General features: G+C 55.2%; 16 protein-coding genes. 10 read left to right on the top strand and 6 right to left on the bottom strand.

Annotation, left to right across the window (positions count from 1 at the left end; translation table 11 throughout):
- Positions 1-24 precede the first annotated feature (24 nt).
- Together PGR10_RS01835 and PGR10_RS01830 are read right to left on the bottom strand one after the other, a co-directional pair.
- Positions 25-3,240 carry a molybdopterin cofactor-binding domain-containing protein gene (locus PGR10_RS01835; RefSeq protein WP_430922817.1) on the bottom strand — a complete coding sequence of 1,072 codons (3,216 nt, stop codon included), beginning with the start codon at positions 3,238-3,240 and terminating at the stop codon, positions 25-27.
- Between the two features lie 289 nt (positions 3,241-3,529).
- Complete coding sequence (locus PGR10_RS01830; RefSeq protein ID WP_430922816.1) at positions 3,530-4,300, bottom strand: DeoR/GlpR family DNA-binding transcription regulator; 771 nt, start codon at positions 4,298-4,300, stop codon at positions 3,530-3,532.
- 92 nt (positions 4,301-4,392) lie between these two features.
- On the opposite strand from PGR10_RS01830, the gene PGR10_RS01825 reads away from it, so the two are divergent.
- The 7 genes from PGR10_RS01825 to PGR10_RS01795 all read left to right on the top strand — a co-directional run bounded on the left by PGR10_RS01825 (position 4,393) and on the right by PGR10_RS01795 (position 11,259).
- Complete coding sequence (locus PGR10_RS01825; RefSeq protein ID WP_113375034.1) at positions 4,393-4,776, top strand: VOC family protein; 384 nt, start codon at positions 4,393-4,395, stop codon at positions 4,774-4,776.
- Positions 4,777-4,805: 29 nt separating this feature from the next.
- Positions 4,806-5,456 carry a CatA-like O-acetyltransferase, family 1 gene (locus tag PGR10_RS01820; protein ID WP_430915227.1) on the top strand — a complete coding sequence of 217 codons (651 nt, stop codon included), beginning with the start codon at positions 4,806-4,808 and terminating at the stop codon, positions 5,454-5,456.
- A gap of 183 nt (positions 5,457-5,639) precedes the next feature.
- Positions 5,640-7,343, top strand: a complete 1,704-nt coding sequence (locus PGR10_RS01815; RefSeq protein WP_430922815.1) for an ABC transporter substrate-binding protein — start codon at positions 5,640-5,642, stop codon at positions 7,341-7,343.
- A gap of 43 nt (positions 7,344-7,386) precedes the next feature.
- Complete coding sequence (locus tag PGR10_RS01810) at positions 7,387-8,343, top strand: ABC transporter permease (protein ID WP_430922814.1); 957 nt, start codon at positions 7,387-7,389, stop codon at positions 8,341-8,343.
- Between the two features lie 2 nt (positions 8,344-8,345).
- Entirely contained in the window at positions 8,346-9,293 is a 948-nt protein-coding gene (opp4C, locus tag PGR10_RS01805) for an oligopeptide ABC transporter permease (RefSeq protein WP_430923100.1), read from the top strand.
- Positions 9,290-10,270, top strand: coding sequence for an ABC transporter ATP-binding protein (locus PGR10_RS01800; RefSeq protein WP_430922181.1), 981 nt, complete (start codon positions 9,290-9,292; stop codon positions 10,268-10,270). The genes opp4C and PGR10_RS01800 overlap by 4 nt, the downstream gene beginning before the upstream one ends.
- Positions 10,267-11,259: an ABC transporter ATP-binding protein gene (locus tag PGR10_RS01795; RefSeq protein ID WP_430922813.1), complete on the top strand. Its 993-nt coding sequence runs from the start codon at positions 10,267-10,269 to the stop codon at positions 11,257-11,259. The genes PGR10_RS01800 and PGR10_RS01795 overlap by 4 nt, the downstream gene beginning before the upstream one ends.
- Before the next feature lie 17 nt (positions 11,260-11,276).
- Here PGR10_RS01795 and PGR10_RS01790 read toward each other — a convergent pair whose 3' ends face one another.
- On the bottom strand, positions 11,277-11,507 hold the full coding sequence (locus tag PGR10_RS01790; RefSeq protein WP_213793714.1) for a tautomerase family protein: 231 nt from the start codon (positions 11,505-11,507) through the stop codon (positions 11,277-11,279).
- A 60-nt stretch (positions 11,508-11,567) separates the two neighbouring features.
- On the opposite strand from PGR10_RS01790, the gene PGR10_RS01785 reads away from it, so the two are divergent.
- A complete protein-coding gene (locus PGR10_RS01785; RefSeq protein WP_087857856.1) occupies positions 11,568-12,026 on the top strand; it encodes a winged helix-turn-helix transcriptional regulator in 459 nt (152 codons plus the stop codon).
- Between the two features lie 68 nt (positions 12,027-12,094).
- On the opposite strand, the gene PGR10_RS01780 is transcribed toward PGR10_RS01785, so the two are convergent.
- Together PGR10_RS01780 and PGR10_RS01775 are read right to left on the bottom strand one after the other, a co-directional pair.
- Complete coding sequence (locus PGR10_RS01780; protein ID WP_430922811.1) at positions 12,095-14,494, bottom strand: membrane-bound PQQ-dependent dehydrogenase, glucose/quinate/shikimate family; 2,400 nt, start codon at positions 14,492-14,494, stop codon at positions 12,095-12,097.
- A 320-nt stretch (positions 14,495-14,814) separates the two neighbouring features.
- On the bottom strand, positions 14,815-15,729 hold the full coding sequence (locus tag PGR10_RS01775; RefSeq protein WP_087857858.1) for a DUF535 family protein: 915 nt from the start codon (positions 15,727-15,729) through the stop codon (positions 14,815-14,817).
- A 315-nt stretch (positions 15,730-16,044) separates the two neighbouring features.
- On the opposite strand from PGR10_RS01775, the gene PGR10_RS01770 reads away from it, so the two are divergent.
- Positions 16,045-16,185 carry a hypothetical protein gene (locus PGR10_RS01770; RefSeq protein ID WP_015705194.1) on the top strand — a complete coding sequence of 47 codons (141 nt, stop codon included), beginning with the start codon at positions 16,045-16,047 and terminating at the stop codon, positions 16,183-16,185.
- A gap of 46 nt (positions 16,186-16,231) precedes the next feature.
- On the opposite strand, the gene PGR10_RS01765 is transcribed toward PGR10_RS01770, so the two are convergent.
- On the bottom strand, positions 16,232-17,122 hold the full coding sequence (locus PGR10_RS01765; protein WP_020079025.1) for a LysR family transcriptional regulator: 891 nt from the start codon (positions 17,120-17,122) through the stop codon (positions 16,232-16,234).
- 140 nt (positions 17,123-17,262) lie between these two features.
- On the opposite strand from PGR10_RS01765, the gene PGR10_RS01760 reads away from it, so the two are divergent.
- A complete protein-coding gene (locus PGR10_RS01760; RefSeq protein ID WP_430923099.1) occupies positions 17,263-17,970 on the top strand; it encodes a CoA transferase subunit A in 708 nt (235 codons plus the stop codon).

Genomic DNA, 17,970 nt, shown 5'->3' with positions numbered 1-17,970 from the left:
CGCTCTGGCGCCCTGATTGAATCATTAAATCCCTGAGGCCCGTTGCGCCTCGGCCATCATGTCGCGGAACATATTGACGAATACCGGCTGCTTATATGCCGCCGACCAGCGCTTACCAATGGCCGCATAGATAAGCTTGTCCAGCATCTCGCAGGCGCTATTAATCGTGTCGCTATTTAACGGTTTCCCTAGCAGGCATCGTTCAATATCCAGCAGCCGCTGCGGTTTACTGAACAGCGCGCCATCCACCAGACGGCAGTAGCTCACCGTGCCATCATCGGCAAAATCAAGCAGCGCGCTCAGGCTCTGACGGGTGATGTTGAGCGCGTTGCGCCGCCCTAACTGGTGATAGAAACCTTTGGCCTGCGGACGCGCCGGTGGCGGCAGTATCACTTTGGTCAAAAGCTCATCCGGCTGGCGCTGGGTCTTGTAGCCAGACAGCAAGAACTCGGCCAGACCGAGGGTACGTACGCCATTTAACGAGCGCAGTTCGATGCGCGCGTCATAGAGGATGGCAGGTGGAATGGAATCGCCGCAGGGCGCGGCGTTGACGATATTGCCGCCGATGGTGGCGCGGTTGCGGATCTGGTGCGAACCGACGGTATGACAGGCCTGCACCAGCAGCGGGTAACGTTCGCGCAGCAGCGGATGATCGGTAATACGGTTAAAGGTCATCGCTCCGCCAATGATGACCTCATGGCTGACCGGATCCTCGCTCACCTGCGTCAACTCCGGCAGACGGGAAATATCAACCAACCGCATCGCGCGGGTTTGCAAACGCCCCTGCACAATCACATCGGTACCGCCGGCGATAGCCGTCACGCCCTCTTGCGCCAGCAGGGTTAACGCCTCCTGCAGGCTTTTCGCCCGGGTAACTTTCACATCAGTGAGGCGCAGCACCTGCTTCTTGTTTTCCGCCTCCAGCATCATTTCGCTTTGGCGAACCGGCTTCTTCAGGTTGTAGCCGAGGATCACCTGTTCGAGGGTCAGCGGTAATTTATTAAACCGCTGCTCAAGGGCAAAACTCACCGCGTTATTGATAGCCGCCGCCGCGAGTTCAGTGGCCGGCTCGCCAATCCCCTTCGCCCCCAGAGGCCCGGCGATATCCGGGTTTTCTACGCCGATAATCGTCATCGGCGGAATGTCTTTCATCGTCGGCAGCAGGTAGCTGTCGAAGTTTTCCGATTTGACCTGGCCGTTTTCAATGTTGAAGTCTTCCAGCAGCGCATAGCCGAAACCCTGCGCCACCCCACCGTAAACCTGGCCTTCAAAACCCACCGGGTTGAGTACCCGGCCCACGTCATGGGCGGCGGTAACGTGCAGCAAATCGGTTTTACCAGTGCTGGTGTTCACCCGTACCTCAGCCACCTGGCAGCCGTAGACCCAGGTAAAGTACGGGCTGCCGCAGCCTTTTTCTTCATCCCAATGAATGGGCGGCGGCACAAACCAGCCGTACTCGGTCAGGCTGACGCTGGCCCATTTGGTCCTATTGACCGCGGTTTTGAAGTCAATACGCCGTTCACTGTCCTGGGCGTTGATGATAAAGCCATCCTGCCACAGGGTTTCTTCCAACTCGCGGGTGCCGATGCTGTCGCCGACGACGCTGAGAATACGGCGCTTTATCTTGTCGGCGGCGTCAAGAATCGCCCCGCCGCCGACCATCGTTCCGCGGGTGGCCGCCGTCGATCCGCCGTCGCCGATAACCGAGGTCGGCGGCTCCATAAAATGCAGTTCCGATAGAGGAATACCAAAGGCTTCCGCGGCGATTAGCGACATCGCGGTTTGCAGACCCTGACCGTTTTCCGATACCGATGTCGCCAGATTGACGCTACCATCTTCATTCACCTGAATGAGCGCCGTCGAGGTATCTACCCCTTCAGCGCCGATGGAACAGCCGCGGTAGCTCAGCGCCAGGCCAATACCATATCGATAAACATCGCCTTGTTGGTTCAATTCACGATAGTGCTGGCGTTTTGCCGCAAATTCCGAGGCATTCACCGCCTTGCTCAGGACTTCAATCGCCGAGACGGTGTGTTTATCAAACCGCTGGCCGGTGACCGAGGTATCGCCCTGACGCAGCGCGTTCACTTCACGCACCGCCACCGGCGAGAGATTGAGCACGTCGGCAATTTCATCCATAAAGGATTCGTTGGCGTAAACCACCTGTGGTGAACCGAAACCACGCATCGCCGAGGTATAGCTGTTGTTGGTATAGACGGCTTTAACGTCGATATGGACGTTATCAATATTGTACGGCCCAGCGGCCTGCACCGAAGAACGCCAGGTGACAAACGGGGAGGACGCCGCATAGCCGCCGCTGTCGGCAAGAATATCGATTTTGATCGCCAGAATGCGTCCGTTGTCGTCCACCCCGGCCCGATACTTCATTTTATAAGGGTGGCGCTTACAGCTTTCGATAATGGACTGCTCGCGAGTGTAGGCAAACTTCACCGGGCGACCGGTCAGGCACGTCATCAATGCGGAACGGCAGGCCAGATGATCGATGATGTCATCTTTGCCGCCGAACGAGCCGCCCATCACCGCGCGTTTGACGTTAATCTGGCTTTGCGGGCAGCCCATAAACTTAGCCACGAAGCTGCGTACGCGGTGCGGGTTCTGAATGGAGCCGGAGATAATCAGGCTACCATCGGTAGGATCAAGCCAGGTCAGTACGACTTCCGGTTCGATGTAGGCGTGTTCCTGGAAGCCCACTTCATATTCACGTTCAATCACGTGACTGGCTTCGGCAAAGCCTTTGGCGATGTCGCCCTTAACGGTGTGGTGATGGGCGGCGATATTATCGCTGCGCTCCGGGTGAATTCGCCGGGCGTCCGCCTCCAGCGCGGCTTCTACATCCGTTAGCGGCTCATAAGGCGTATAGCGCACATGTATTTTATCCGCCGCTTCGCAGGCGGCTTCATAACTGGTTGCCGCCACCACGGCAACGACATCGCCGTGGAAGACCACCTCGTCTTTGACGATAGGCAGATAATCTTTGACGATGATCCCTACGACCGGTGTACCGGGGATATCCTGCCAGGTGGCGATTTTTACTACGCCTGCAACATTCAGCGCCTCGCTAAGATCTATCGCCTCGATTTTCCCGGCGGGTATATCCGCAAAGCGGCAAACGCCATACAGCATGCCCGGTAAGGTAATATCGTCGCCATAAACGGCCGTTCCTTTGACTTTCGCCAGTCCATCCACGCGCCGTAGCGGCGCTGAAGGTGAAGCACACATAACAGTCCCCTCAATGATTATCCGTTGCGGGCAATCCCGGGTTCGCTAAACGTCGCGCTATCCACAACCCACGGGAAAAGCCACATCAGCGATAACAAATCCAAGATTTGTGCCAGAAATCAATGAGGTGCTGCTTGAGCTTCGTTTTTGTGAGTCGCCGCGCAAAATGCGGCTAAAGTGCGGAGAAAATAGCGCTGCTGAGGCCGCGGCTCGCAGGTCAGTAACATTTCGCCGCCATTTTTATCAAAGTGATAGCCCGGTTTTCTCAAATTAATAATTTTCCCGTGTGCTAGACGGTATAGATACGGATCTCGTGTTGACGGAAAGCATCCCGGTATTTACGGCTGATGTTTTCCTCCACGACCAGCACGTCAATGGCGCTGCTTTCAGCTACCACAAAACGCGCGACGGCGGGGATTTTATCTGAGGTTAAGCCAACGATAATTTCACTGCACTGCTTGATAACCGCTTTCTTAAATTCACAATCGGCGTGATCAAAACCGGTTAAACCTGACTCCGGAGCCATCGCGCAGCCGCCAATAAATCCCTGATCGAAGAGGATCCCCTGCACCTGAGCCACCGCCGATGCGCCGACACAACCGCCAGCCGCGCGTTGCACCAGACCGCCAAGCATCACTACCTCATAAAGCGGTTTTTTAAGCAGAACCGCCGCAATTTCCGGGGAATTGGTAACCACGGTTAAGGCCAGTTCGCCCGGTAGCGCTTCCGCCATTGCCAGATTGGTGGTGCCGGTATCAATAAAAATACAGCCGCCCGGTTTCACTAGCTGTGCGCATTTCTGAGCGACCCTGCTCTTTGTTGCCCTATTTTTCTCTTTACGTTCGTTGTACTCCATGGATTCCGGCAGGGTCATCACCGCACCGCCGTAGACTTTCTTACAATATCCGTCTTTGCTTAGCTCATGAAGATCGCGGCGAATAGTGTGTTCAGAGACCTGTAAGCGCTGGGCCAGATCGGCGCAGACGACCCTACCGTCCTCCTGCAGGATCTGACAAATCAGCGCTTGTCGTTGCTGAGGGAAAGCAGCATAATCGAGCACAATAACTCCTTTAAATAAACATAACGAGCAGCAAAGAGCATAATCATTCACTCATGCGCATGCTGTCAACCCGACCCTTTACGAGGTAAACCATGAAAGTTGCCCATATCGCCCTCTGGACCCGTCATCTTGAGCAGCAAGCACGCTTTTGGGTGGAATTTTTTGCTGGCGAAATCAACGAAAAGTACCGCAGTAAAACCAATCCTGGTTTTGAATCCTACTTTGTAAAAATTGGCTCTGACGTGGCAATTGAGTTAATGAGCAAACCCGGCTTACAGGACTCGCCCCGCGATAACAACCATACGGGGTGGGCGCATCTGGCGATCGCCGTCGGCGGCGTCGATCAGGTTAATGCGTTAGCCAAACGCGCTGAAATGGCGGGCATTTTAGTCTCTGCCCCGCGCACTACCGGCGATGGCTATTATGAGGCGGTTATTAAAGACCCTGATGGAAACCTGGTGGAAATCGTCGCATAGTAAGGCAAATCCACATGAAGGAGTCGACCGTGGCACATTATCGCGTCATTGATAAAGCGAGCTGGCCTCGCCTGGATCATTTTACGTTCTACCGTACCTTTGCCAATCCCAGCTTCAATCTGTGCGTACCGGTAGAAGCGCAACAGTTGTACACCTGCGCGAAGGACCGGGGCGTCTCCTTCTTCCAACTGGCATTATTCGGCCTGTTGCGCGCGGCCAACGCCGTACCGCAGTTGAAACAGCGCCTGCGCAACGACGATATCATCGAATATGACGCCATCTCGGTGATGACGCCGATCATGACCGCTAGCGAAGGTTTTCGCCAGGTATGGTGCGATAACGCCGCTAATTTCCCCGCGTTTAGCGCCGCCGCGACGCCGCGCATTGAGGCCGCAAGAAGCACCAATCCCTCACCGCTTATTGTGGAAGAAGAAAATTTCTTTTGCGCCAGTTGCCTACCGTGGCTGCACTTTAGCGCCATGACCCATGCGGAATACTACGTTGGCGCGGCGGTGCCCGCCCTGACGTGGGGAAAACTGAAAAATGGCATCATTCCGGTTGCCGGCCGATTTAATCACGCTTTTGTGGATGGCCTGCACGCCAGCCGTTTTTATGCCGAAGTCGAATATTATTTCGCTAACCCGCAGGCCCTGTGGCTGCCGGTTGAGGCCCGCGAGTAGCTGCCGCGGCATAAAGAACAATCCACTATGACTTCCCCGAAAACCGGCATTATATTGCCGGTTTTTTGCTAATGCGAAATGGCTATAAACCATAGCGTTTCGTTGTTAGACAGTATTCAACGCGCCTCTTATCTTCGTCATGAATTGTAAATAACAACGCAATCATTTGATGAGGTAGCACTTTTGTCCAGATTACGGCAAGGATTAAAAACCAGACAAACGCGCTTCGCGCTGGCGTTGAAAGTGGCGCTACTCGGTAGCATGGTGGCATTTTCTTCTGTCGCCAACGCCGACGATATTCTCAAAGAAGGGATCACTCCCGCAACCGATGCCAGCCAGATCCCGGCCAGCGCCAAACTGCGTAAAGACACGGTGGTGGCCGGCATTTCCGAACCGCAGGGGATCTTTAACCCTTACTTCTTCGTCAACGGCTGGGATGAGAACGTCACCAACGTTATTTTCTCGCGCCTGATTGACTGGGACAGTCAGGGTAAGCTGGTGCCGGGGCTAGCTGAGAGCTGGACGGTGAGCGCGGATAACAAAGTTTATACCATCAAATTGCGCCCTAACCTGACCTTCAGCGACGGATCGCCGCTCACCGCGGAAGATGTCGCCTTTACGCTGACCGTTCTGCTCGACCCGAAATATGACGGCGACACCGATATTACTCTGGCTAATATCGCCGGCGGCGCGGAATATAAAGCCGGTAAAGCCGATAGCGTGAGCGGCCTGAAAGTTATCGATCCGCTGACCCTGCAGGTTACTACCACCCAGCCTGGCGCGACAACGCTGGCGAAAATCGGCGGTCCGGTATTATCGAAAGCCTGGTACGGTAAAGGGTATCAACGCGGAAATCTGGATTATCTGCGTTCTCTGCACGGAAAACCGCTCGGTAACGGCCCTTATGTCTACGATAAATATATTCCCGGTCAGGAGATTCGCTTCCACGCCAACACGCATTTTTACCGCGGTACGCCGCCCACGCCGCGCTTTATCTATCGCGTGACCAATCCGTCTACCAATTTCCAGTTATTCCAGACCGGCGAAACCGACTACGACGCCTTCACCTCGCGCCCGGATGATATTGAGCAGCTTAAGATGCTCGGTTTTGCCAATATTAACCTCTACGGTTCCAGCGACTACAGCCAGGTGGAGTTCAACGTCCATCGCCCGGCGCTACAGGATAAAAAAGTGCGTCAGGCGTTGATTTACGGGCTTGACCGGCAGAAGTTAATCGACGTGGTGTATCAGGGGTACGGCAAGGTAGCCATTGAACCGATCGCGCCTATCTCCTGGGCCTTCAACGCGCAAGGCGTCAACCCCTACCATTACGATCCGGCGCAGGCGAAAAAACTGCTCGATGAAGCGGGCTGGCTGCCTGGCGCCGATGGCATCCGCGTGAAAGACGGAAAACGGCTGGAATTGACCTTGCTTGCGAGCAAAAAAATCATTAACGATGCGCTGATCCCGATTGCTAAAGAGAACTGGCGGCAGATAGGCGTGTTGCTAAAACCGCAGGTGGTTGATTTCAACGCGCTGATGGCGCAGCGCAAAGCGGGTAATTACGATCTGGCGTCGTTTAGCACCAGCACTCTCAACGATCCACATGACGGCGTGTGGGACTTCTACAGCAGCGAAGCCAAAGAGTCGGGCTACCACAATGCTGAAGTCGATAAGCTTATCAATGCGGGCAACGCGGTGCTGGATGTCGAACAACGCAAGCCTATCTATCACCAGCTGTACCAGGTGCTGGCCGAGGATCCGCCGGTTATCCTGCTTGGATACCGGGAAATTCTTTCCGCCAGCAGCGCCCGGGTGACCGGCTTTAAGCCGGATATCTATAACGGCCTCACCGGCAGTTTGCCGGACGTGAAAATCGTGAAGTAAATCCCCCAGCCGCCGGCCACCCGGCGGCTGATGTGAGAATGTTATGAAAAATTTCATCCTGAGGCGCATATTGCAAACGCTGCCGATGCTGCTGCTGGCCTCCTTTATCATTTTTATGCTCTTTGCTAAAACCCCCGGCGATTTTATCGATGGCAACATCACCCTGACGGCCGCCCGCGCCGCCGAACTGAAGGCGATATACGGCCTCGACCAACCGCTTTTCACCCGCTACCTTCACTGGCTGGGGCAACTGCTGCGCGGGGATTTAGGCTTCTCGCTGCAATACCAGATCCCGGTCAGCCAGTTACTGAACCAGTACATCTGGAACTCCTTCCTGCTGGCAAGCGTGGCGCTGGTCTTCTACTGGGGTATCGGCCTGACGGTTGGCGTGGTCTCCGCGCTCAGACCTAATTCATGGTTCGATCATCTGGTGAGTATCGCGGTGTTTGCCGCCATGTCCTTTCCCACCTTTTTCCTCTGCCTGCTGCTGATTAAGTGGTTTGCCGTCGACCTGCACTGGCTGCCGGTAGGCGGGATGACCAATACCGGTAGCGACGATAGCGGCTGGCGGTACGTGCTGCAGGTCGCCGCTCATCTGGTACTGCCGGTACTGGCGCTGGTAATGCTGCAGGCCGGCAGCCTGACGCGCTATTTTCGCGCCAGCATGCTTGACGTGGTGAAGATGGATTTCATTCGTACCGCCCGTGCTAAAGGGTTGCAAGAACGCACGGTTATTATGAAACACGCGCTACGCAATGCGTTACTGCCGGTCATCACCCTGCTTGGCTTCGAACTGCCGGGATTGTTCTCTGGCGCCATCATTACCGAGAAAGTATTTAACTGGCCGGGTGCCGGGCACATTCATATCGATTCGCTGGCCGCCCGCGATTATCCGGTACTGATGGGGTTTACCCTATTTCTGGCGGTACTGACGATCATCGGTAATTTACTGGCCGATGTGCTCTACGCGTGGGCCGATCCGCGCATTCGAGTGAGATAATGATGATAACTTCCCTATTTGGCCACCGTCGCCGCCTGCGCCAGGCGACAATCCCCGCGCTTGCGCAAATAACGCCCTCTCCATGGTATCAGGCCTGGCGCCAGCTACGCCGCAACCGGATGGCGATGCTGTGTTTAATCCTGCTTGTGGTGATGGCCCTGTGGTGCGTACTCGGGCCGATATGGTCGCCATGGAAAGATGACGCCACCGATGCGCTGATGATCAACAAGCCGCCAGGCGCCGAACACTGGTTGGGTACCGATTTTCTTGGCCGCGATATCTATACACGTTTGCTGCTGGCCGGGCGCATTTCACTGATAATCGGCCTGCTGACTATGCTGCTGTCGGTTACCCTTGGCTATCTACTGGGAGCGCTATCGGGCTATGTCGGCGGCGTCACCAATAAACTGATTATGCGTCTGGCCGACCTGGTGATGACGATACCCGGCCTGCCGTTGTTAATCGTTGCAGGCGCGATGCTCTCCGAGCTCGACTTTTCGCCGGATTCCCGCATCTGGATGGTGGTTATTATGCTCAGCCTGCTGGAGTGGCCGAAGCTGGCGCGGTTGGTACGCGGGCAGTGCCTGTCGCTACGCGAACGCGATTTTATGCTGGCGACGCAGGTACTGGGACTGTCGGCGCGTCGCCGGCTGTTCGGTCACCTGCTGCCCAATACCATCCCGATTCTGGTGGTAATGGCGACAATGGCGGTCGCTAACGCCATTCTGAGCGAATCGGCGCTGAGCTATCTCGGTCTCGGCGTAGTACCGCCGACGCCATCGTGGGGCAATATGATGGATGCCGCTAACAGCTTGATTGATTTTCAGCGGCGACCGTGGCTGTGGATGCCTCCGGGTATTGCCATCTTTATTACCGTGATTGCCATTAATGTACTGGGCGACGGCCTGCGCGACGCGATGGACCCGAAAATGAAACAGAGGCTGAAATGAGCGCACCATTAATTTCTTTTAAGCAACTTTCTGTCTCTTTTGCTGCTGAAGGTAGCCGGGTACGCGCGGTACAGGAGATCTCTTTCTCGATTCAGGCCGGGCAAACGGTAGGTATCGTCGGTGAATCCGGCTGCGGCAAAAGCGTGACCGCGATGTCGCTAATGGGCCTGCTGCCTCCCCATGCCGCGCGTATTGACGGCGGCGAGATCCTTTTCGAAGAACGCGATCTGCTCAAGCTGAAAGCCCGTCAAATGGCCGATCTGCGCGGTAACCAGTTGGCGATGATCTTCCAGGAGCCGATGTCGGCGCTCAACCCGGTACTGACCATAGGCGAACAGCTCTGCGAGCCGCTCATCCGCCATCGCGGCGACTCGCCGAAAGCCGCCTGGCAGCACGCAATACGGCTGTTAAACGAGGTGGGGCTGGCACGCAGCGAAAGCCTGATGGCGAACTATCCGCACCAGCTTTCCGGCGGTATGCTGCAACGGGTGATGATCGCCATGGCGTTGAGCTGCGGGCCACAATTATTAATAGCAGATGAACCGACGACCGCGCTGGATGTCACCGTACAGGCGCAGATCCTGCGCCTGCTGCGCGACCGCGCGCGCGAAAGCCAGATGGCGATGCTGCTGATCACCCACGATCTGGGAGTGATCGCACAGATGGCCGAACGGGTAGTGGTGATGTATGCCGGGCGGATCGTCGAACAGGGAACCACCGCCGAGGTACTGCGCCAGCCCCAGCATCCCTATACCCGCGGGCTTATCGCCTCTCGCCCGGTGCCTGGCGCGCGGCGCCGGCGGCTGTACTCCATTCCCGGCCAGGTGCCGGATCTCGCGCAACTGCCTGCAGGCTGCGCGTTTGCCGACCGCTGCCAACAGGCAACCGCGCGCTGCCGTCAGGACACACCACCTCTTTTGGGGTCTTCTCACCAGGCGGCCTGTTTTTATAGTGAATTCGCGGAGTCGGTGGCATGAATCAGCCCTATATCATTGAAGTTAATGGTTTGAAAAAGTATTTCCCGCTGCGCGACGGCCTGTTCGGCCAACAGACCGGTGAACTGCGCGCGGTTGATGACGTCAGTTTTAATATCCGTCCGGGAACGATTTTCGGTCTCGTCGGAGAATCCGGTAGCGGCAAAACGACCGTTGGCCGTACCTTGCTTGGCTTGTATGACAAAACCGCCGGCAGCATTAAATTCCGCGGTCAGGAGTTATCCGAACTGCCAGCGGCCGCAATACAGGCCCTACGGCCAAAAATTCAGCTGGTGTTTCAGGATCCCTATAGCTCGCTAAACCCACGCATCCGCGTTGGCGAGGCGATTGGCGAAGCGATGTTGCAGCATAAACTGTGCACGCGCGCTGAACTCTATGAGAAAGTCATTGCGGTGATGAAGATATGCGGGCTGGCGCCTCAGCATTACCACCGTTTTCCGCATGAGTTTTCCGGCGGTCAGCGGCAGCGCATCGGCATCGCCCGCGCGCTTATCCTCAATCCGGACTTTATCGTCGCCGATGAACCCATTTCCGCACTCGATGTGTCGATTCAGGCGCAGATTATCAATCTGTTTGCCGACCTGCGCGACGAGCGTGGAGTCACCTTTCTATTCATCTCCCATGACCTTGGAGTTGTAGAGCATTTGTGCGACGACGTGGCGGTGATGTACCTCGGTCAACTGGTGGAAACCGCCAGCCGCGATGCGCTGTTTAGCCGCCCTCTTCATCCCTATACCCAGGCGCTGCTGGCCGCGGTACCCACACTCGATCCCGAAAGCGAACCGCAGGCGGTCGTTCAGGGGGAAATTCCCGACCCTTCCCGACCGCCTGCAGGCTGCCGTTTTTGGTCTCGCTGCCCGTTGGCAAACGACCGTTGCCGTCGCGAGCCGCCGCGTCTTCGCGAAATCGCGCCGGGCCACAAGGTCGCCTGTCATGAAATTGAGGCTGAATCACGCGTGGTTATCGCATAACAATAACGGCAATAAAATCATCGTTTAGCGGCAAATTTTGCCGCTATCATCTCTGACGTTGGCTGTATTCCTCCGAGGCTCCACTGTTCCGGCTCGTGTTCATCAATGCGGACCCAGACTGACTGGCGGAATTGCGGATCGCCCCGGCCTTCAATTTCCACCATGAGGTCAGTCATGCGACGCAGTAGTTCATTCTTCTGCTCAGCGGTCATGATCCCTTTAATCGTTTGCACATTAACAAAAGGCACAGTATTCTCCTGATTAACTTAGTCTATATTTCAAACTCAGGTTAGGAGATAACCTATATCATGTCAAAAGATAATTCATCCCCCTATCTGCCTGCGGAACTTTGCGGGCTGGCGGAGAGCGCTAAAATTGTTGGCGATCAATGGATTTTATTGATTTTAAGAGAGGCGTTTTACGGCGTGACGCGTTTCGAAACGATTCGCGCTCATACCGGAATGAGCAAACAGACGTTAACTCAGCGTTTAAAATTGATGGTTGATGTGGGGCTACTACGCAAGCTCCCCTATCGCGAAGCGGGTGCGCGCGAGCGTTATGAATATACGCTCACCGAAAAGAGCCGCAGCCTGGCGCCGGTCCTTTTTGCCCTGATGGAATGGGGACATCAGCAACTCCTGCATACGTCGCCGCATATCCAGTTAGTCGATAAAACCACCGGTGCGCCGGTGTCTCTGGCCTACGTCAATGCCGCAGGGCAGCGTATTGCGCAGAGCGATGTTCAGATAGTAAAAGTCCAGGATTGACCCCTGCAACGCGCGGGCTGTCAGCCAGTAACAGGTCCCGTTTCCGGGACCTGTTTCGTGTAGGAAGGTTATTCCTCCAGCGCGTAGGCGATGATATCGTCACCGACGTCCGGTGAGTGGCTGGCGCCGCCGGCGGAAATCAGCACGTACTCTTTGCCGGTTTTCGGCGATTTGTAGACCAACGGCGCCGCTACCGCGCCAACCGGTAAGCGAGCGCGCCACAGCTCTTTACCGCTGGCGGAATCCAGCGCCCGCAGATAGTTATCCTGGGTACCGGCGAAGAATACCAGGCCCGAGGCGGTGGAAGTTGGGCCACCCAACGTCGGCATTCCCAGCGGGATATGCAGATGGGTTTTCATCCCCAGCGGCCCGGTATCTTCTACCGAGCCCATCGGCACCTGCCACAGGAGCTGACGGCTGTTCAGGTCAATGGCGCTCATGGTACCAAACGGCGGGGTATTACAGGGCACGCCCAGCGCGGACTGCAGGATATCGATACGCACGCCGCCGTAAGGCCCGGCAACTTGCGGGCGAACGGTGCCCATAAAGCCAGGGACTTCGTCGGTGGAGACTTTGTATTTCGCCATCTCTTCCTTGCGCACCAGCGACATCCGCAACGGCATACGCATATCGTTGACGAACAGCGTACCGGTACGTTCATCGATGGTGATGCCGCCCCAGTTCATGCCGCCGAGCAGGCTTGGCCACTCGATATACGGTTTCTCCGACGGCGGCGTATACATGCCAAGGTAGGTCGACTCTTTAAAATCGATACGGCACATCAGTTGGTCGAACGGCGTCACGCCCCACATTGATTTTTCGCTCAGCGGCTCGACGCCTAACTGCGGCATGCCGGTGGAGAACGGCTGGGTGGCAGACAGATGTTCGCCCTCCGCCCCCTGATGAGCGACCGGCAGTTCTTCGACGCGGGTCACCGGTTTGCCGGTGCGGCGGTCGAGCACATATATCTGTCCGGTTTTGGTGGTCTGGATCAGAACCGGGACGTCCTCGCCCTGCTCGTTTTTCATGTGGAACAGTACTGGTTGCGATGGCAGGTCATAATCCCAGATATCGTGGTGAACGGTCTGGAAGACCCATTTTGTTTTACCGGTACTGGCATCCACCGCTACCACCGCGGAGCCATATTTCTCTTTCGCTTCATTCCGATCGCCGCCCCAGTAGTCCGGCGGCCCGTTACCGGTCGGCAGATAAACCAGATTCAGCTCTTTATCAAAGCCGGGAATGGTCCACACGTTCGGCGTTTCGAGGGTATAAACGCGGCCTTTTTCCGGGTCGGTGATATTCTCCGGCTTGCCGACATCCCAGGCCCAGACGACTTTACCATCGCGTACGTCAAATGCGCGTACGACCCCGGATGGCTCGCCGTGTACGATATCGCGTACCCAGCCGCCCAGCACCGCAATGTGCCCCATGATCACCGGCGTTGAAGTCGGATGGTAGCGTTTGCTGTTTTCGGTGTCGCCCATGCCCTGCTTCAGATCCACGCTGCCGTGGTCGCCGAAGTCATCGCACAGTTCGCCGGTTTTTGCATTCAGCGCCAGCAGGCGCGCATCCACGGTCGATACCATGATCCGCTGCGGACACTGTTGCAGCGCCGGGCTCGCTTTTTCTTCCGCGCTGAGCGTATCGTCGCTCTGCACATCATAGTAACCCACGCCGCGGCAGGTCACATGTTCCGCCGTCTGCGCGTGCGGGTCAAAGCGCCAGCGCGCCTTACCGGTATCGGCATCAATGGCGGTCACCACGTTGAGCGGCGTACAGGAATACAGCGTATCGCCAATTTGCAGCGGCGTATTTTCGTCAACGCCGATGGCCGGGCCGGTCAGGCGGCGGCCTGTGTGGTAGGTCCAGGCGACTTTCAGCTTATGTACGTTTTCCGGGGTAATATCGGTATACGGCGCAAAACGGGTGCCGGAGGCATCGCGGCCGAAGAACTCCCAGTTATCGCTTTTTGCCGCCTGCGTCGCGCTGTTGCCATTCGCCGCTTTCACGACGCCATTATGGAAGCCGCCGTGCGGGTAGAATGCCGAAACCAGCGTCGCCAGCAGCGCAATAAAGATAACCGTGGCGCTCCAGTTCGCCAGACGCACGCGAGCCACCGGCATCGCCGCCGCCAGCCACAGAGCCAACATCAGCATGAGCGCAGGAATCACCAGACGAGGGATCAAGCCCCAGTAGCTGAGCTGCACTTCATACAGTGCCCAGGCCAGCGTTAACAGAAAGGTAAGAACAGCAAGAGGAAGCGCGTATTGACTACGAGTGAAGTAACCGACGGCGATGATGAGATAAGCGAGACCGGCTAACAGATACCAGGCGCTGCCGCCGAGCGAGAGCAGCTTGCCCCCCCAGATAGTTAAGAAAATCCCAATGCCAAAACTCAGTAACACAAAAAGCAATCGGTATATGGTGAAGAAGATCCTTCGACCATGACCTTTTTGTTCGTCCATATTTCATCCCATTCGACATATGTCGATATAACCAAAGCATTTATTTTAAAGCGCCGATCGATAAGCGATGCCGTACAGCGCAGTTAACCTGTTGGTTGGACGCCCCAAACCAGGGCGAAGAACGTAAGAAAGTATATGGACATGTAAATTTTATGTAAAATTTAACCGCATAAAATGTTTAAAATCTTTTAATTTATAAACTGGATTTGATAGATGAGCAGGTTGTAAAGGTGAGCAGTGTTAGACGGAGACGCAAGGAAGGAGCTGGCATCAATCATGGCTTGCCGACCCGCCGCCCCCGGCGAATCGGCAATCCAGTATTATGGTTGGGTGGTGTTTTCACCGACGCTAATCTGGCGTAATGCAGCGATCAGCTCCAACTGCGCCTGCTCTTTTAAATTTTCACGTTTAATGAACTGGCTGCGATGTTTACTTTTCACCTCTTCAAGACTTTTTTTAATCTCTTGCGCAGGTAATTTGTACCAACCGCGCCGCTGCTTCTCGCCGCCGATTTCTAACCACAACTCTGAGTAACTGGCTTTCACCTTGTCGCTCTTCACATGGTAGTCGCTGTCGATGGCGTAGATCTCGCGGATATTAAAGTGGCGCAAGAACCCGTACAGCAAAGTGATAATCAGGTTTTTTGGCCGCGTGCCATAGAGCTCTTTGGTCAACGCTTTCACTTCGTCGTTGCTAATGTCTTTACCGCCCTGAATACCGCCAATCCACGCGCTGCCCTGATCCGTACAGGAAAAACAGACGCTATACACGCGTTTATTTTCAAAGAACATCTGCAGCATCAGTTCCCCCTCTTCCTGGAACGGCGAGGCCAGAAGTTTCACTTCCAGGCTGGTTCCATTCTTCAGCGGGATGGCAATCATCGAACAACCGAACGCTGACACATTATACAACTGCGGTAATATTTCCGCCTGAAAGCTTTTTTCAATAAAATTCAAAGCGCCATGGGCAATATTCAGTTTAGCTCTTTTCGACATTCGCTTATTTAAATAAGCCTTGAAAGGCTTATCTTCAAAATGTACCAGTCCAGGCGTCGCACTGGTCAATTTTGCACAGCTGAATGTCTGGCAAAGCCGTTGATATTCCTTGTACTTACCTCCTGTTAAAGGTATTTCGCGGCATTTACGCAACACCTTTTTATATTTAAGTTTAACGTGACAAATGACTTTATTATTTCTCCGCCATTCTTTGATGGCAGATGCTGTTATCGATACCATTGATCAAGATCCATAGACTCATCCATAATCGCGGCCATATTACCATATCTGAAACGGGTCAATGGTTATTTACTGGTTCGTTGTCATTTCATTTAAGAAACAATCTGAAAATTATCCTTTTATGCTCTCATTATAATAAACAAATAATGTCAACTATAAATAATAGCGGTTATTAACTCATGCTCCGCCGCTCCGCTATCTGAAACAAGCTGACGATTAACGCTCTGTGCGATAGCTTCGGCCGTGGGGTGCCACCCTCCATCGTTTTGACCTATACTCTGCCGACAGTCAAAACAGTAGCAAAGTGGGTAACTCATGGAAATTGATCTCGACAACCTGGTGTTTAGCGGCCTGGAAGAAGCGGAAGAACGTAACGCTGAACGCCTGGATGAAGCGGACAAAAAAGCACAGGCGATTGTTGCCGATGATGATTGCGGCGATGCCTGCAAAATCTGATGATTAAACCGGCTAAAGAGGCCGGTTTTTTTTATCTGTAAACGACCTAAGCGGGCAAAAAACCCTTCAGCGTTTCCAGCAGCGCCTGCGCCGCTTTCGACAACTGCATATGTCCGGCGTGAATAACGCCAATACACTTTTCAATCGGCGGATCGCTTAATGGTAGACAAACCGCTCCCAGCGACTGCATCTGCGACTGGCATAACGCGGGCACCGCGCTGCCGCCCAAACCGCTGGCGACCATCCGCCCGACGGTGACCAACTGATGACTTTCCAGCGCCACGTCTAACTGGCTGCCGCTACGCGCCAGCTCTTCTTCCAACATCAAACGCACCGCCGACGGCCGCTGCAGGGTAATAAAATCCAGCGTCAGTAGTTCACGCCAGCTCAACTGCTTTTTGCTCGCCAAAGGCGACGTTTTTGGCACGATCGCCACAAAGCGATCCACCGCCAGCGGCGTAAACAACAGATTGTTGCCGGGCGATGGCTCAAACGCGATCCCCATCTCCACCCGGCCTTCGCGCACCATCTCAATGACCTGCTCATTAATCACGTCATGCACCGTGACGTTGACTCCCGCATAGCGGTCACGAAAGGCTTTAAGCACTTCCGGCAGCACGTTAGCGGCAAACGACGGCATGGCGGCAACGGAGATCTTTCCCCGTTGCAGGGTGAAACTTTGCCGCATCGCCTCTTCGGCATTATCCCAGTCCGCCAGCAGCTGGCGGGCCATCGGCAAAAAGGTCTCTCCCTCCTGGGTTAAGGTCACTTTGCGGGTGCTGCGTTGCAGCAATGCTCCGCCAAGCGCCTCTTCCAGCCCCTTAATGGTCAAACTCAGCGCCGGCTGCGACAGGTTCAGGCGCTCGCTGGCGTGGGCGAAATTAAGAGTGTGAGCTACCGCTAGAAACGCGCGTAACTGTTTGACACTCATTCTCATTTTTCTGCCTGTTAACTAATTGAAAGAATTTAGTTAACGATAAATTAATAAAAAAACCAAATGAGTGAGTCACAAATTCAAAATTATCAAATCAGTTCGCACCTTTAATGATAGAGCCATCGCAAGGCAGGAGAAAAATGATGGCAGGACTGGATAAGCGCGTCGCCAGCTATGAAGCGGCGTTGGACGGATTAACCGATGGTATGACGTTACTGGCCGGCGGCTTCGGCCTATGCGGCATCCCGGAAAACTTAATCGCCGAGGTCAAACGCCGCCAGGTACAGGGGCTGACGGTCGTCTCTAATAACTGCGGCGTTGATGGCTTTGGTCTCGGCATGCTGCTGGAAACGCGCCAGGTGCGCAAAGTCGTGGCTTCCTACGTGGGAGAAAACGCCCTCTTTGAACACCTGGTACTGAGCGGCGAGCTGGCGGTGGAACTGACCCCGCAAGGGACGCTTGCCGAGAAAATTCGCGCCGGCGGCGCCGGGATCCCCGGATTCTATACCGCGACCGGTTACGGCACGCCGGTGGCGGAAGGCAAAGAAGTGCGTCAGTTCGACGGTAAAAATTACATTCTCGAAGAAGCCATTCGCGGTGATTTCGCCCTTGTGAAGGGCTGGAAAGCCGACTGGTACGGCAACGTGGTCTACCGCCATACCGCGCAAAATTTTAACCCGTTGATGGCCACCGCCGGACGCATCACGGTAGTAGAAGTCGAAGAAATCGTCGCGCCGGGCGAACTCCCCCCTTCCGCCATCCACACGCCCGGTATTTATGTCGACCGGCTGATCGTCGGGCTATTCGAAAAACGAATTGAACAGCGCACGCTGCGCGCCGGAGGGAACTGA

Origin of the sequence: Klebsiella sp. 141198 (genome assembly GCF_050600785.1) — a bacterium.
In the GTDB taxonomy this organism is placed as follows: domain Bacteria; phylum Pseudomonadota; class Gammaproteobacteria; order Enterobacterales; family Enterobacteriaceae; genus Klebsiella; species Klebsiella aerogenes.
The sequence above is the reverse complement of the archived record's forward strand: the minus strand, read 5'-3'. Positions and strand labels throughout refer to the sequence as shown.